At 49.0% G+C, this 15567-nt stretch carries 15 protein-coding genes; 11 read left to right on the top strand and 4 right to left on the bottom strand.

What is annotated here, in order from left to right:
- Window positions 1-14 precede the first annotated feature (14 nt).
- Window positions 15-1430: a sulfatase family protein gene (locus H8S75_RS13710; RefSeq protein WP_187022098.1), complete on the top strand. Its 1416-nt coding sequence runs from the start codon at window positions 15-17 to the stop codon at window positions 1428-1430.
- Between the two features lies 1 nt (window position 1431).
- Here H8S75_RS13710 and H8S75_RS13705 read toward each other — a convergent pair whose 3' ends face one another.
- The 4 genes from H8S75_RS13705 to H8S75_RS13690 form a co-directional block, all read right to left on the bottom strand.
- Window positions 1432-2262 (bottom strand): prenyltransferase/squalene oxidase repeat-containing protein, encoded by an 831-nt coding sequence (locus H8S75_RS13705; protein WP_187022097.1) that lies wholly within the window; start codon window positions 2260-2262, stop codon window positions 1432-1434.
- 136 nt (window positions 2263-2398) lie between these two features.
- On the bottom strand, window positions 2399-3313 hold the full coding sequence (locus H8S75_RS13700; RefSeq protein WP_349768925.1) for a helix-turn-helix transcriptional regulator: 915 nt from the start codon (window positions 3311-3313) through the stop codon (window positions 2399-2401).
- Window positions 3314-3520: 207 nt separating this feature from the next.
- Window positions 3521-5278 carry an Rqc2 family fibronectin-binding protein gene (locus tag H8S75_RS13695; protein WP_187022095.1) on the bottom strand — a complete coding sequence of 586 codons (1758 nt, stop codon included), beginning with the start codon at window positions 5276-5278 and terminating at the stop codon, window positions 3521-3523.
- 67 nt (window positions 5279-5345) lie between these two features.
- On the bottom strand, window positions 5346-5759 hold the full coding sequence (locus H8S75_RS13690) for a PH domain-containing protein (protein ID WP_002604177.1): 414 nt from the start codon (window positions 5757-5759) through the stop codon (window positions 5346-5348).
- 181 nt (window positions 5760-5940) lie between these two features.
- Between H8S75_RS13690 and H8S75_RS13685 the strand changes: the two genes are divergently transcribed.
- The 10 genes from H8S75_RS13685 to H8S75_RS13640 all read left to right on the top strand — a co-directional run bounded on the left by H8S75_RS13685 (window position 5941) and on the right by H8S75_RS13640 (window position 15564).
- On the top strand, window positions 5941-6819 hold the full coding sequence (locus H8S75_RS13685; protein WP_025530418.1) for a YicC/YloC family endoribonuclease: 879 nt from the start codon (window positions 5941-5943) through the stop codon (window positions 6817-6819).
- A gap of 51 nt (window positions 6820-6870) precedes the next feature.
- The gene (gene gmk / locus H8S75_RS13680) at window positions 6871-7491 is read left to right on the top strand and encodes a guanylate kinase (protein WP_187022094.1); all 621 of its coding nucleotides are present in this window, start codon (window positions 6871-6873) and stop codon (window positions 7489-7491) included.
- Between the two features lie 23 nt (window positions 7492-7514).
- Window positions 7515-7766 (top strand): DNA-directed RNA polymerase subunit omega, encoded by a 252-nt coding sequence (rpoZ, locus tag H8S75_RS13675; RefSeq protein ID WP_110323322.1) that lies wholly within the window; start codon window positions 7515-7517, stop codon window positions 7764-7766.
- Between the two features lie 377 nt (window positions 7767-8143).
- Window positions 8144-9475: a 30S ribosomal protein S12 methylthiotransferase RimO gene (gene rimO, locus H8S75_RS13670; protein WP_187022093.1), complete on the top strand. Its 1332-nt coding sequence runs from the start codon at window positions 8144-8146 to the stop codon at window positions 9473-9475.
- Window positions 9476-9703: 228 nt separating this feature from the next.
- The gene (iscB, locus tag H8S75_RS13665; RefSeq protein WP_187022092.1) at window positions 9704-10969 is read left to right on the top strand and encodes an RNA-guided endonuclease IscB; all 1266 of its coding nucleotides are present in this window, start codon (window positions 9704-9706) and stop codon (window positions 10967-10969) included.
- A 7-nt stretch (window positions 10970-10976) separates the two neighbouring features.
- The gene (pgsA, locus tag H8S75_RS13660; RefSeq protein ID WP_187022091.1) at window positions 10977-11519 is read left to right on the top strand and encodes a CDP-diacylglycerol--glycerol-3-phosphate 3-phosphatidyltransferase; all 543 of its coding nucleotides are present in this window, start codon (window positions 10977-10979) and stop codon (window positions 11517-11519) included.
- 6 nt (window positions 11520-11525) lie between these two features.
- Window positions 11526-12773 (top strand): competence/damage-inducible protein A, encoded by a 1248-nt coding sequence (locus H8S75_RS13655; RefSeq protein ID WP_002604171.1) that lies wholly within the window; start codon window positions 11526-11528, stop codon window positions 12771-12773.
- 20 nt (window positions 12774-12793) lie between these two features.
- Window positions 12794-14134 (top strand): hypothetical protein, encoded by a 1341-nt coding sequence (locus H8S75_RS13650; RefSeq protein WP_243270265.1) that lies wholly within the window; start codon window positions 12794-12796, stop codon window positions 14132-14134.
- The gene (locus H8S75_RS13645; RefSeq protein WP_187022090.1) at window positions 14115-14510 is read left to right on the top strand and encodes a hypothetical protein; all 396 of its coding nucleotides are present in this window, start codon (window positions 14115-14117) and stop codon (window positions 14508-14510) included. Before H8S75_RS13650 ends, H8S75_RS13645 begins: the two co-directional genes overlap by 20 nt.
- Before the next feature lie 7 nt (window positions 14511-14517).
- The gene (locus tag H8S75_RS13640) at window positions 14518-15564 is read left to right on the top strand and encodes a DUF2953 domain-containing protein (protein WP_187022089.1); all 1047 of its coding nucleotides are present in this window, start codon (window positions 14518-14520) and stop codon (window positions 15562-15564) included.
- Window positions 15565-15567 lie beyond the last annotated feature (3 nt).

Genomic DNA, 15567 nt, shown 5'->3' with positions numbered 1-15567 from the left:
GAGATGAGACATCGATGAAAACCAATCTTTTGTATGTCTTCGCTGACCAGTGGCGCGCCGAGGCTATAGGCGCTCTCGGTAGCGATCAGGCAGTAACGCCGAATATTGACCGTTTTTCAGAGGAAAGTGTCTGCTGTACCAATGCGTACAGCACCTTTCCCTTATGTTCCCCGCACCGGGCTTCGCTCATGACGGGCAAATACCCATTCCGTGTGGGAATGTGGACCAACTGCAAGATCGGCCTGGAAGAGAAGATCATGCTGAAGCCCCAGGAGACCTGTATCGCCAATGTTTTAAAGGACGCGGGCTTCGCGACAGGTTATATCGGCAAATGGCATCTGGATGCGTCGGAGCTCAATTTCAATCCGCATCCAAAGTCCGGCGCCAGAGAGTGGGACGCCTATACGCCGCCGGGAGAGAGAAGACAGGGCTTTGATTATTTCCTGTCCTACGGGGCGTGCGACGATCACCTCGATCCCCACTACTGGCTGAATGATGAGACTCAGATCAGGCCCGGCAAATGGTCCGCGGAATACGAGACCGACAAAGCCATCGAATATATGGATCAGAAGAAGGACGAAGATGAACCGTTCGCACTGTTTGTATCCTATAATCCGCCGCACCTGCCTTATGAGCTGGTGCCGGAGCGCTATTATGAAAAGTTTAAGGATTTAAAGGTCCACTACCGTCCCAATGTGCCGGAATCCATGCGGAAAGAGGGCGGTCTCTTAGAGACGCAGACACGCCAGTATTTTGCTGCGGTTTATGGAATCGACGAACAGTTTGGCAGAATCCTGACCTGGCTTAAGGAAAACGGCATGGAGGAAAACACTCTGGTGGTGCTGTCCGCCGATCACGGGGAGATGCTGGGATCTCACGGACTTATGAGCAAGAACATCTGGTACGATGAGGCGCTTCACATTCCGCTCATTTTCCGGCAGAAGGGAAGACTGGAGCCCGGAAAGAATGAGGCGATCTTCGCAAGTCCCGACCACATGCCGACGCTTCTGGAGCTTCTGGATCTGGATGTGCCGGAGACGTGCGAGGGTTACAGCCACGCAGGAAGCTTGACCACGACTCCGGCAGAGGCCGGCAGTGCAGTGTCCGGCGAGCCGGAAGATATGCTGATCTGTTCCTATCCCGGAGGCGCGGACATGGTTGCTGCATTTTCAAAGCGCGGTCTGGCGCACAAAGCCTATGGCTGGCGGGGTATCAGGAACAAACGGTATACCTACGTCATCACCAATGGCTACACCCCCGATGAGCCGCAGAGAGAGCTTCTCTATGACAGAGAGCTCGACCCGTATGAAATGAATCCACTGGTAGTGGAAAAGGACTGCGCGGATGCGCGGATCCTGGCATTTCGGGAACGGCTGAAGCATTATCTGGAGTTGACAGAGGACCCGTTTCTGTGGGACAGGATCGGATAGTCTATATAAAATGATTTTGTATTTCCAAAAAGCGCTTTGTCCCCAGTTCGCTTGGCTCCCCCTTTTTACAGAAGGTGAGCTTAGCCAGTTTTGGCACGACCCGTTCCACCACGATCTGCCCGTTTACCGTTCTCGCCTCCAGCTCGTGAAATGCCTCCAGGAAACGGGGATCCTTTCTGGCACGGTCATAGAAGGAGAGGAGATAGACGTATTCAAAAAGATTATAGTTCCGAAACGGATACTCCACCTGCATGAACAGCGTTCCGATTCCATAATGGCACGGGCCGATGGGCTTCCTAATCGTCCAGTGCTCCAGTAAAAACTCCACCGCCCGGTCCAGCGCAGGTTCCCGGTTTAAATAATCGCTGAAGCGGAAGGCATCGAGCGCCAGAAGTGTCGGATGCGGGTTGGAGTATTCCGTCTCAGGACCGTGCCCGAAGGAAAATTTCCTGCATCGCCAGCCGCCGTCGGGATACTGGGTATCCAGAAAATAACGGAATGTGGTCTGCAGCCGCCCGTCATTCGCATATCCCAGATGGCAGAGCACCTGCGCCGCACAGGCCGTATGGCAGGGATAAATACTTCCCTTTGGGTAAAGCCTGATACGGCCATCCTCCTGCCATGCGCTGAGTATCAGATCTGCGGCCTCCTTTAATATGGGTTCTTCCGGGTCCATCCCCAGCTCCAGGAGATAGCTCACACAGTCCAGAGTGGAAAACGGCGCCCCTTTCTGCAGGCGGTGGTCCGGTGTGTCCCACAGCGTGCCTCCCTGGTCGTAGCGGTGGGAGAGGATCACAGCGACGTCCGCCTCGTATTTTTTATCAACTGCCATACGGTACCTCCAATCGATTTCATTCTGTAAATGTCTGAGAACATATTCTGTAAATGTCTGAGAACATTCAGATATTTCTGATACGAGTATAACTGTTTAAATATGACAGCGTCCTGTCATATTTCACGTTAACCGTCTAATATAATGCTGCCATCTGCTCCAGATACTGTTTCATTTCCTGCCGGAGACTGTCCGGCGCCAGAATCTCGGCTTTGTTTCCGAATCCGGAAAAAGTGCTCAGAACCCATTCCGGCCTCCCGGTGAGAAATGTAACAACAATATCGTTCTCCCCGTAAACCAGATTTTCGCGGCCAAAGAAATCAATCGCCAGAAATTCAAGAGAACGGTCCATTTTCACGGTGACCGTCTGGCCTCTGTCGTTGACAAAATGGCTTTCCATCGAAGGAATCTCATAATCGCTCCGTTCATCAAAGACGGAATCACTGACCTCTAAATCCGTAATCCGGCTCAGGCGGAACATGCGGAATTCCTGTCTCAGCAGACAGAAGGCCAGCAGGTACCACGTCTCCTGTTTGAAAATCAGCTTATACGGCTCGACACGTCTCGTCACCGTGCCGCTGGGGCTGCAGTAACCCATTTCCACGATAAAATGCCCGGCGATCGCTTTCCGCAGCATCCCGATCCTGGATAGGAAAGAGCTGTTCTGATTCCAGGAAGTGAAATCCAGAATGATGTCATTTTCCAGCAGCAGCCGATTGCCGTCGCTGAAGCGGAGCTTCGCCAGCAGCGTCTTCATCCGCGCGCTGTCATCGATGGTAGCCAATCCCTCGATGCCGGCCAGTATCACTTTCATATCATCTTCGCTGAGCGCCGATTTATTATAGCAGAAATTCGGCAGGAGTGAGACTCCGCCGCCGACTCCCTGTCTCGTCACCACCGGAAATCCGGAAGCGGATAAATCCAGCAAATCCCTGTGAATCGTGCGTGTGGACACCTCAAAATATCTGGCCAGTTCTCTTACGGTCACATTCTCCCGTTCCAGAAGAATACACAGAATTCCAAACATGCGGCCACTCTTCAAACATTTCACCTCCAGTGGCTTTATCATACGAAATACGACATTTCATGTCAAGTTTATTCTTTTACAAAGAGTCCGCTAAGCCGGACCCGCGCGCCGGAGCGCGGCCGTTTCAGCGGTCATATAACACAAAAAAACCCATTTCCTCCAGGACGGCCTGATTCTATGCCGCCTGTATGAAATGGGCAAATTCTTATCTGTATAAAATCATCTCCCGGATCAGGAATTCTTTTTTTCGCTGACTTCCTCGAGAAGCAGCTTCGGCTCGGCCACCAGCGAGTAATTCGTGTGGTAAATGACGAATCCCGGTGCAGCACCGGCCACTTTCCGGATATGCTTTCTCTGAATGTAGTCGATCTCCACCTTCTCGTTCTCCCGGCCCTTGGAGTAGTAAGCGGCCAGGGCGCCGGCCTCCTCAAATACGTGGTCGGGCAGCTCTTTTCCCTCCGTCTTTACAATGACGTGGGAGCCGGGAATGCCCTTTGCGTGGAACCACCAGTCGCCGCCATTCGCCAGCTTGAAGGTGAGTTCGTCGTTCTGGTAGTTGTTCTTGCCGACGTAGACGTGAAATCCGTCTGAGGTGATATAATGGAAGGGACGGCTGGTGATTTTCGGTTTCTTGTCTCCGGCGCGCCTGTGCTTGATGTAACCATACTCCATCAGTTCTTCCTTGATCTGAACGAGATCTTCTTCCTTCAGCGCGATATCAAGCGCGGCACTGACCGATTCCAGGTGATCGATTTCCCGTTTCGTTTCCAGGGTCTGTTCCGACAGGGCCTCGTACGTCCGCTTCAGTTTGTTGTATTTATCAAAAAACTTCTGAGAATTCTCCCGGGCCGACAGCTGGTCATCCAGCGGGATAGTGATTTCCTCGTTCGTATAGTAGTTTAAGCAGGTGAGCTTTTTCTCACCGCCCTCCAGCTCATAGCCGTACGTGTTGAGCAGTTCACCGTAGACCTTGTATTTGTCGCGTTTTTCTGTATCCTTTAACTGCTTCATCTGAAGATCATACTTTTTATAGTTTCGCTCCAGAGCGGTCTGGACGATTTTCCGCAGGTCCACGGACTTCTGGCGGATTCTCGTTAAGATGTTCCTGGACGCATAGTATTCCTCCAGCAGCGTGCTGATGGAATCGTAAGTTACGGCCTGGTACTTTTCTCCTTCAAAACAGGTAAGCGGGAGAGCGGAAAATTCCACCGGCTCGTTCTGGTAATAAATAATGTTCGGGGTGAAGCTGCGGCTTTTCACGTCGTCCATCATCAGGGAAAACATATGGTAGAGATGGATGAGCTCTGCCTCCGTCAGTTCATTGGCAGACACATCGCCGTCGATGGAGGCCAGATGGCAAAGCTCCGTGCCGACGATCGGGCTGATGCCTGTCAGCTTCATATAGAGCGCTTTCTGTACCGGCGCGGCCGTGTGGCCGATCAGTTCCGTAAATTCCGCCTCCGATATGGAGAGCGGGTCTTTTTTCTCCACGGTCTGCGGGATAAAATAGGGCCGTCCGGGCAGAACCTCACGAACGGAGCTGACCTGGGCCGAAATATGCTTGATGCTGTCGAGAATCATGTCTTCGTCATTGCAGAAGATAATGTTGCTGTGCTTGCCCATGATCTCAATATAGAGTTTCTTGATCCGCTTGTCCCCCAGTTCGTCTAGATGCTCGATTTCCATGCAGATGATACGCTCCAGCCCCGGCTGGCTGACCCTCATGATACGGCCGTTTCCAATATGCTTTCTTAAGAGCATACAGAAATTGGGCGCTGTCATAGGGCTCTGCTTGTTCTGCTCCGTAAAGTAGAGAAGCGGAAGACTGGCGCTTGCCGAAATGAGCAGGCGCCATGTGTTTTTTTGATTTTTGACTGTAAACAGCAGTTCATCCTTTTCCGGCTGGGCGATCTTCGCAATCTTTCCGCCCTCCAGCCGATTACCGATTTCCGCTGTGAGACTGGCCATTACAGTTCCGTCTAATGCCATTGTTATACCTCGATCCTTCCGTGTTCCTGTCTTCTAATATCCGTGTCTGTCTAATATCTATGTCCGCCTAATGTTCATGCCCTTCAAACGAGTCTAAGTCCGCCTCTGTATCATCGCCGTCCTCGCCGTGATTCATGAATTCCCTGGCGCTGACACGGTTCCTTAAGCGTTCTTCCTCCACCTTCTTGGAGAGCATCTCCTTCACGTGGTCGCTGTCTTTAATATTGGTAATTCTTAAGCATTTTAAATCCAGATCCGTGCTGTCAATGTGAATCGTACCCAGTCCGAAAATCCTCTGTATAATATTTTTGCTCAGACTGATGTTTAAAATGCGGTAGAGGCGAACTTCCTCTTCCTTCGTATTTAAAAAGCCGGTCTCTACAAAAAGACGGCCCTCGTCCATTCCATATTTCGTAAAGGTCCATGGGAGTCCGCACCAGAGACGCTTTCTATCGTACCAGATCATACTTTCCTTCTTCATAGCTGTTCTCCTTTTTAACTGACTGAATGAAACTGGCTATATTATACTATGGAATCCACCTTTCGTCCAGTTGTAACAGTTCACTCCCCGCCTGTGTCCCCGCAGTCCAGAAAACTATTTGACTTGTTTTTTATTATGACTTATAATGGATGGTATCTATGGCGAAAGGAAGGCACAAGGAATGATAAAAAGCATGACAGGTTTTGGAAGATTCGAAACCGTCACGGATGAATATAAGATTTCCGTCGAGATGAAGGCGGTCAATCACAGATACCTGGATTTAAGCATCAAGATGCCAAAGAAGTTCAATTTTTTTGAAGCCGGAATCAGGAATCTGCTGAAGAATTATATCCAGCGCGGAAAAGTCGACGTATTTATTACTTATGAAGACTACACGGAGAACAAGCTGTGCTTGAAGTATAACAGCGCGCTTGCCGCCGAATATATGGATTATTTTGCCAGGATGGAGACTCAGTTTGGTATACGAAATGATGTGACAGTATCCACGCTTTCCAGATGTCCGGAAGTTCTCTCGATGGAGGAGGTTCCGGAAGATGAGGAACACATGTGGAAGCTTCTGTCCGAGACGGTTGAAGAGGCCGCCAGACGGTTTGTTGATACCAGAGTCACGGAGGGTGAGAATCTAAAGGCTGATTTACAGGGCAAGTTAAGCTTTATGACCAGTCTTGTGGATTTTATCGAGGAGCGCTCCCCGCGGATTATGGAGGAGTACCGCACCAAGCTGGAAGACAAGGTAAAAGAACTGCTTTCCAATACGACCATTGATGAAGGAAGAATCGCCACAGAGGTGACGATCTTTGCCGATAAGATCTGTGTGGATGAAGAGACCGTACGTCTGAGAAGCCACATTGAGAATACGAAGGCGGAGCTGGAAGCCGGCGGCAGCGTGGGAAGGAAACTGGATTTCATTGCCCAGGAGATGAACCGGGAGGCCAACACCATTTTATCGAAGGCCAATGATTTGGAGATTTCGGATAAGGCCATTGCGCTGAAGACCGAGATCGAGAAGGTAAGGGAACAGATTCAGAACATAGAATAGAGTACAGACGCTGAGTAGAGGCGCTAAGTGCTCATAACGAGGTGGAAACTTATGAACGAACATGGTGTGCTGGCAGTCATATCGGGATTTTCAGGCGCCGGAAAAGGCACCCTTATGAAGGCTCTGCTTGAGAAGTATGACAATTATGCGTTATCCATATCCGCTACCACCAGGAATCCCAGAGAGGGAGAAGTGGATGGACGGGAATATTTTTTTGTGACGGAAGACCGATTTAAAGAGATGATGGAACAGGATGCGCTGATCGAATACGCGCAGTACGTCAATCATTACTACGGAACTCCGAAGGAGTATGTATTAAGACAGATGGAACAGGGAAAAGACGTGCTTTTAGAGATCGAGATTCAGGGCGCTTTAAAAGTAAAGGAGCGTTTCCCGGAAGCCATCCTGATCTTTGTCATGCCGCCGGGCGCGGAAGAATTAAAGAGACGCCTGATCGGCAGAGGCACGGAAAGCATGGATGTGATTAATGCAAGACTTCGCCGGGCAGTGGAAGAGGCGGAGGGCATGGATTCCTACGATTATATTTTAATCAACGATGAAATCAGTTCCTGTACAGAGCAGCTTCATAAGATGATTGCGGTACAGCACAGCAGAGTTTCAAATAATTTGGCATTTTTATCCCAGATCAGGGAAGAATTAAAGAATATATAGCTATCAGGAAAGGGGAATGAAAGATGTTACATCCATCTTATTCAGATTTAATTAAAGTAGTAAACAGCGAGGTAGAACCAGGAGAACAGCCGGTTGTTCAGAGCCGTTATTCCATCGTGATCGCCGCGGCAAAGAGAGCGAGACAGATCATCGGTGGAGCCGAGTCTGATCTTCCAATTGCCGGAAAGAAGCCGCTTTCCGTTGCCGTAGAAGAATTATATGACGGCGATGTAAAGATCTTAAGCGAAGCGGACGCAACGGAAGAAGACGATTGATAAGGCACTGTTAAGAAACAACTTGGACAGATGATGCAGGATAAAGCTTCATGCGCAAGGCGGAGGAATGAGGCGTACGGCGTACGCCGATTGACGACAACGCGGCGTATGGAGCTTTAGACAAATCAGATGGCTGCGTTATTTCTTAACAGTGCCCGGGGTTGAAGGCCGTCTCCACATTGGCAGAGATGGCCTTTCCATTTTCCATTCACCGTGGTGTTACGGACAGCAGCATGTCCGCCAGTTCACTGGCCGCGAGGATTGAAACAAAGATACGAAATGAATGATACAATGATGCAATGATGCAATGATGCAAATACATGATACGAAATAAAGATGCAAAAAGACATACGAAAAGACAGGAGTTATAATATTTTATGAAATTACTATGCATTTCGCTGGGCTGTGATAAGAACCTGGTGGATACGGAGATGATGCTGGGGCTTTTAAACAAGGACGGCTATACCTTTACGGATGACGAGTACGATGCGGATGTCATTGTCATCAACACATGCTGCTTCATCGGTGACGCCAAGGAGGAGAGCGTTAACACAATCCTCGAGATGGCGCAGATGAAGGAAGTGGGGAAGTGTAAGGCGCTGATCGTTACCGGCTGCCTGGCTCAGCGCTACAAACAGGAGATCATCGATGAGATTCCGGAAGTCGATGGAATCCTCGGTACCACCACCTATGACGAGATATCCCATGTGCTGGCCGAGGCGCTTGGCGGCAGAGAGCACGTCCAGTGCTTCCACGATCTGGATCTCATTCCTGAGGTGAAGACAGACCGGGTAATCACTACCGGAGGCCATTACGCATTCTTAAAGATTGCCGAAGGCTGTGACAAGCACTGTACCTACTGTATTATTCCCAGCCTGCGCGGCAATTTCCGCAGTGTTCCCATGGAACGGCTGGTATCGGAGGCACAGTCACTGGCCGATCAGGGCGTAAAGGAACTGATCCTGGTAGCCCAGGAGACGACGCTGTACGGCGTGGATCTCTATGGAAAGAAGTCGCTTCCGGAGCTTTTAAAGAGACTCTGCCGCATTTCCGGCCTTCAGTGGATCCGGATTCAGTACTGCTATCCGGAGGAGATCACCGATGAGCTGATCGAAACCATAAAAACAGAGGAAAAGGTCTGCCATTATCTTGACATGCCGATTCAGCATGCCAGCGATACCATCCTGCACCGCATGGGAAGGAGAACTTCCAGGGAGCAGTTAAAGGAGATCGTCGGTAAACTCCGCAGTGAGATTCCCGATATCGCAATCCGTACGACCCTCATATCCGGATTTCCGGGAGAGACGGAGGAGGATCATGAGACGCTGATGGAATTCGTGGACGAGATGGAGTTTGAGCGCCTCGGCGTGTTCGCTTACTCCGCGGAGGAAGACACTCCGGCGGCCGGATTCCCGGATCAGATTCCGCAGGAAGTGAAGGAAGAACGGCGCGATGCCATCATGGAGCTCCAGCAGGAAATCTCCTTTGACCATTCTCAGTCCATGATTGGAAGATCCCTGGATGTCATGATCGAAGGCAAGGTTGCCGATGAAAACGCCTATGTGGGACGAACCTATATGGACGGCCCTGGCGTGGATGGCATGATTTTCATCCAGACCGGCGAGGAGCTGATGTCCGGAACCTTTGTAAGGGCCAGGGTGACAGGCGCGCTGGAATACGATTTAATAGGAGAGATAGAAGGTCAATAGCCCATTGCAAAAGTGACAGGCTTTCAAAGCCTTTATTGACTAGACCCGGTGCTTAATGTACTCCGTTATATAAGAATATATAGTTACCAGTGGACGTACAGCCTAATCCACTGCTCTAAGAATAGCGATTAAACAGTTTTAACGGGCAGAAACAGTGTTGCTATCAGAAAACCTTATATAACATCGTCTAAGGCTGCATGACTTCAGCATACAGGAGGATTTAAAATCATGGTGTATGTATTGAATATGAATGGGCAACCCTTAATGCCCTGTAAGGAGGCAAAGGCGAGGAAGCTGTTGAAGAATCATTGTGCAAAACCAGTAAAAAAAGAACCTTTTACGATTCAATTGCTGTTTGACTGTGAAAATCAGGTACAGAATATTACTCTTGGTATCGATGCAGGAAGTAAGCATATTGGCTTATCAGCAACTACAGAACAAAAGGAATTATATGCAGCTGATGTAGAACTTCGAAATAATGTTGTAGAATTGTTATCAACCCGCAAACAATATAGACGGGCTCGCAGAAGCAAATTAAGATATCGTGCTCCAAGATTTTATAACCGGGTTCATTCAAAAAACAAAGGCTGGCTGGCACCGTCCATAGAACAGAAAATCTCGACTCATTTACGGGTGGTTTGTGATGTATACAAGATTCTTCCAGTCTCAAAAATTATTGTGGAAACAGCTTCTTTTGATATCCAGAGAATTGAGAATCCAGACATAAGCGGTAAAGAGTACCAACAGGGGAGTCAACTGAGTTTTTGGAATGTCAGAGAATATGTATTGTGGAAAGATAACCATGAATGTCAGTGCTGTCATGGAAAATCTAAAGATAATATTTTAAATGTGCATCATATTGAAAGCCGGAAAACCGGTGGCGATTCACCAAATAATCTAATTACTCTGTGCAGATACTGCCATGACAAGTATCATAAGGGCAAAATAGAAATGGACTTAAAGCGAAGATTATCACTGCGTGATGCGGCGTTTATGGGGACGATGCGATGGTCCTTCTATCATCGGCTAAAAGAAAAATTTCCAGATGTATCAATGACGTATGGCTATATTACAAAAAACACGAGAATACAGTATGGTTTACCCAAAACTCACTATACTGATGCCCGCTGTATATCAGGAAACCTGTTGGCAGAACCACTTGGGTATTATTTTTTTCAGAAGAAAGTACGTTGTCATAACCGTCAGATTCATAAAATAAATATTCAAAAAGGTGGAAAACGAAAACGGAATCAGGCAAAGTATTTAGTAAAAGGATTTCGTTTATTTGATAAAGTCAGGTACAAGAATCAAATTGGTTTCGTTTTAGGCCGAAGAGCGAGTGGATACTTTGATATTAGAACATTGAATGGTGAAGTGATTCATCGTTCCGCATTATATAAGAAATTAGAATTAATAGACACAAGAAAAGCATTATTAACAGAAAGGAGACAGGCAGTTCTTCTCATGGCTTTAAATGTGAGTATTCCTGCTTGAAATTTCAATGAATTTACCGAATAAACTGACGATTCTTCGAATCATCATGATTCCGTTTTTTGTACTCTTTATGCTGCTTGACGGCGGTGTCAACCAGACGTACCGCTATATCGCCGCGGTCATTTTCATCGTAGCCAGCTTTACAGACTTACTGGATGGAAAGATCGCCAGGAAATACAATCTGGTAACCAACTTTGGAAAATTCATGGACCCGCTGGCAGACAAGCTCCTGGTCTGTTCCGGCTTAATCTGTTTCGTCGGCCTTGGCCAGCTTCCGGCCTGGTTCGTGATTATCATCATCAGCCGCGAGTTCATCATCAGCGGCTTCCGTCTGGTAGCATCTGACAACGGTGTCGTGATCGCCGCCAGCTACTGGGGAAAATTTAAGACCGTCTCTCAGATGATTATGTCTGTGCTGCTGATTGTAAATATCCCGGCACTGTCCATTCTGACCACCATTTTCAGCGTCATCGCGCTGGTTCTGACGGTGGTTTCACTGATCGATTACATTGCGAAAAATTATCGTGTTCTTACGGAAGGGAGTCTGTAAATCATTATGGTTGTTGAATTAATTTCAGTCGGAACAGAACTTTTACTTGGAAATATCGTGAATACCAACGCCCAGTTCCTCGCGGAGAAATGCGCGTCACTCGGCCTCTCCATGTACCATCAGGTAACGGTGGGAGACAACCGGGAACGGCTGGCGGAAGATATTAACACGGCTCTGCAAAGGGCGGATATCATCATCCTGACCGGCGGCCTTGGACCTACGGAGGACGACATCACAAAGGAAGTCTGCGCCGAGGTTATGGGCTTTAAGCTGGTGGAAGACCCGCATACGAGAGAGCGGATCGAGACGTATTTCAAGAATAGCATCTATCCGGTTATCACGGAAAACAACTGGAAACAGGCGCTTATTCCGGAAGGCTGCAAAGTTCTTGACAATCATAACGGCACAGCCCCCGGACTCATTCTGGAAAAGGCAGGAAAGGCAGCGATTCTCCTTCCCGGCCCCTTTAACGAGTTAAAGCCGCTTTTCCTGGACGCGGTATCCCCATATCTTCAGGAATTACAGCCTGAGGTGATCCGTTCCCAGATGATCAAGATCTGCGGCCACGGGGAGAGCCAGGTGGCAGACCAGATCAAGGATTTAATCGCCGCACAGACGAATCCGACCATCGCCCCTTACGCAAAGACGGCGGAGGTACATCTGCGTGTAACGGCACGCGCGGCCGATGACGAGACGGCCAAGAGCCTGATTAAGCCTGTCGTAAAGGAGATCAAGAACCGTTTCGGTGATGATATCTATACCACAAAGGAAGAGGAGACCCTGGAGATGGCAGTCGTCCGTCTTCTTAAAAAGTATGAGCTCACAGTTACTACCGCGGAGTCCTGTACCGGCGGCCTGATCGCCGGGCGCCTGGTTAATGTGTCGGGAGCCTCCGAAGTATTCCGTGAGGGCTTCGTCACCTACTCCAATAAGGCAAAGAGGAAAATTCTCGATGTCAGCAAGGGAACCCTCAAGAAATACGGTGCCGTTAGCGAACAAACTGCGAAGGAGATGGCCACAGGCGGTGTATTTGCAACTGACGCCGATGTCTGTATCGCCGTCACCGGAATTGCCGGACCTTCGACCGAGGGAGACAAGCCTGTGGGGCTCGTTTATATTGCCTGCTATATGAAAGATAAGGTGAAAGTGGAAGAGTACCACTTCAAGGGCAACCGGGATAAGATCAGAGAGCAGGCCGTCGTAAAGTCTCTCGATCTATTGCGCAGGTCCATACTCGCAAATTATCGGGGATAAGTCTTCAGGAGGATAATACATTGGAAACCCGTTTCATAAAAAAACAGATGACAGCGGCGTATCAATATTCTTATACGAGGCTGGCACTCAATTACTATACTTTATACGAAACCCTGACAGAGGAACCGGAGCTTCCCGGAAAAGGCGGCGCGTTTCTTCTGACCCTCAATGAGCTCATTGGAGCGTATCTGGAGGGGAAAGAGATCCTTAACCGGCTGGACCAGCTCCGGGAAGAGGTTACCCGTGAGGTGGAGATTCTGACGGCTTACACAGACTGCTTTCAGATTTACGAATATGTGTTAAACCGGCTGGAGAGATCCTATAAGACTCTGCCGGAAACCGGCTACAACGACGAGACCTTTACGGATATGCTGATGGCATTTATCACGAATACCAAGGAATCTGCCGTTATGAACGGGCGCATCCGCCAGATCATCGGCCAGCTCCCTGTTCGTCTGACAAAGCAGAAATTCTACAGCCTCGTGCTGGAGGGGCTCTCGGTTTATACCGGTTCTCCTGTGGACAGCTTAAATGACATGATGTATACGCTTAAGACCGAATCCATGGCATCCCTTCCGGAAGGGATGGCGGAGGGACGCAGATCCTTATATGAGACACTTAAGCAGTTCGGCCATATGGATTACCGCAGCCTTTCACCGGAGGCGTTTTCGGAAGCCCAGGCGAAGCTTATGGGTGTGAGTGCAGAGCTGAATGAAGAAGCAGAATGCTTCGTAAGCCTGCAGGAAATTATCAATGACTTATACGTTCTTTCTCTCGCTAAGAGCGACGCAGTAATCGATGTCAGCGAGGAGAAGCTCTATCATTCCATCATCACCGGAGTGTTAAATGGCTTAACGAAAAATGGCGGCGGAGAAGCGGAAGAGTCCTTCACGGCGCTTCTTACACAGCTGGAAGGGCGTCAGGAAGCCTATTATGAGAGATATCTCCGTTCGGAATTTCCGCCGGAGACACCGGAGCTGCTCGCCGATCCCGATTATGTGAGAGCCGGCAACGTTGATCTTCTCCTTTCCGGAAGTTCCTTTATGGATTTAAAGAAGGTCACCGCAGAAAGCGGCGAAGAAGAGGACGGCTCGCAGGAGCTGGTAGACAGGGCGTACCTGGAAAAAACCGCAGAAGCATATTTTGGTCAGCTGGAAACCGTATTTTCCGGCACCTCCAGACCAGTCATGCGCGCCATTATGGCGAAAGTGCTCTCGGACCTTCCGGTGTACTTTAATTCAATTGATGAGATCAAATCCTACATCAGAGGGAGCCTGGAAAGCTGCGGGGACGAGGCGGAAAAAGAAACCTGCAAGGAATTATTGGAAGAGCTGATGGAATATGAAGATAAGCTGGTATGACCACTTATATGTGGGTGACAAAGCGAAAAAGAAACGGTATCAAATCATTCAGGCAATCAGAAATTCCCGCCTGATTTCAGGGGCCTATGTGATTACACCCTCATTAAGTGGGAATAATGTACTTGATATCTATCCGGCCATGGAGCTTTCGGCTCCGTGGTACAGGGATGAGGAGTTCTTCATCATCGGTATTGCTGCCGACTACTGGGAGGCCCTGGAGGTGACAAGGCAGATTATAGATGAACTGTACCGGAATACCGGCGGCTTCGATTTGACCGGTTATATAAACGGTCACTCGCACGCTCCGTGTACGGGCGGCCGCGACAATCAGGCCCGAAACATGTCTGAACATGTTCCAGAAGCCGGCGAGATGTGAGGTGTCCATGCTTCCTATCATATTATTTATTTTAAAACTGCTGGGAATTCTGGTCCTGATTCTGCTGGGACTTATTCTCGGCGTGCTTCTTCTGATTCTCTTCGTACCGGTCAGATACCGGATCGAAGGCTCTTATTACGAACGGCTGAAAGGGAAAGTCCGGGTCACATGGCTGCTACATATTGTCTCTGTAACGGCAGCTTATGAGGACGAGTTCTCCATTCTCATCCGGCTGTTCGGCTTCCGGCTCTTCAAACCCGTGGAAGAGAGCAGAGAGGATGCGGAAGAGATGCTGGTCCACGCCATGGAAGTGACTGACGAGGATGCGGAAGAATTCTCCGGCGATATCCTGAAGGATGTGGAACGCTCCGGGAAAAAACGGCTCACGGAAGAAGGAAAACTTCCCGAAGGCACTGCTTCTGACAGCGAGCGCACAAATTCAGAAGAAAAGCGCAACGAGCCGCAGAAAATAGAGCCGCAGAAATCGTCACGGCTGAATGAAGAGCCAGGTCAGGGTAATTCAAATCAGAATGGTTCAGTGCAGGAAGGTTCAGATCAGAATAGTTCCGACAAGGAACATGAAAGTAAAAAGACAAGCGGCGGAAAGGCCCAGGCGGCAGCCGACAGGCTTTCGTCAATTTTCGCAAAACTTAAGTATTCTTTCGAGGGGATCTGTGATAAACTAAAAACCATAAAAGAGAAAAAAGAAGAGATTCAATCCTGGATTTCCAATGAGAATAACCGAAAGACAATCCGCCTTCTTCTGAGGCAGTTAAAGAAACTGGTCCGCCACCTCCTTCCCAAAAAAGGAAAGGGCGAAGTGGTATTCGGCTTCGACGATCCCTATACGACCGGTCAGGTTTTAACTGCGGTCAGCGCGGTTTACCCGTTCTGCCATAAGCAGCTTGACATTTACCCGGTATTTGACAGACAGGTATTTACGGCGGAGGGACATTTTAAAGGAAGAATCCGGGCCGGCACACTGCTTCTCATTGCGGGAAGGATGCTGCTCGATAAGAATTTCAGAGGCCTGTTAAGAAAATGGCTTCGTTAAAGG

The sequence above is a fragment of the Hungatella hominis genome (assembly GCF_014288005.1).
GTDB lineage: Bacteria > Bacillota > Clostridia > Lachnospirales > Lachnospiraceae > Hungatella > Hungatella effluvii.
Note: the sequence above shows the minus strand (reverse complement) of the source record. Positions and strands in the feature narration are given on the sequence as shown.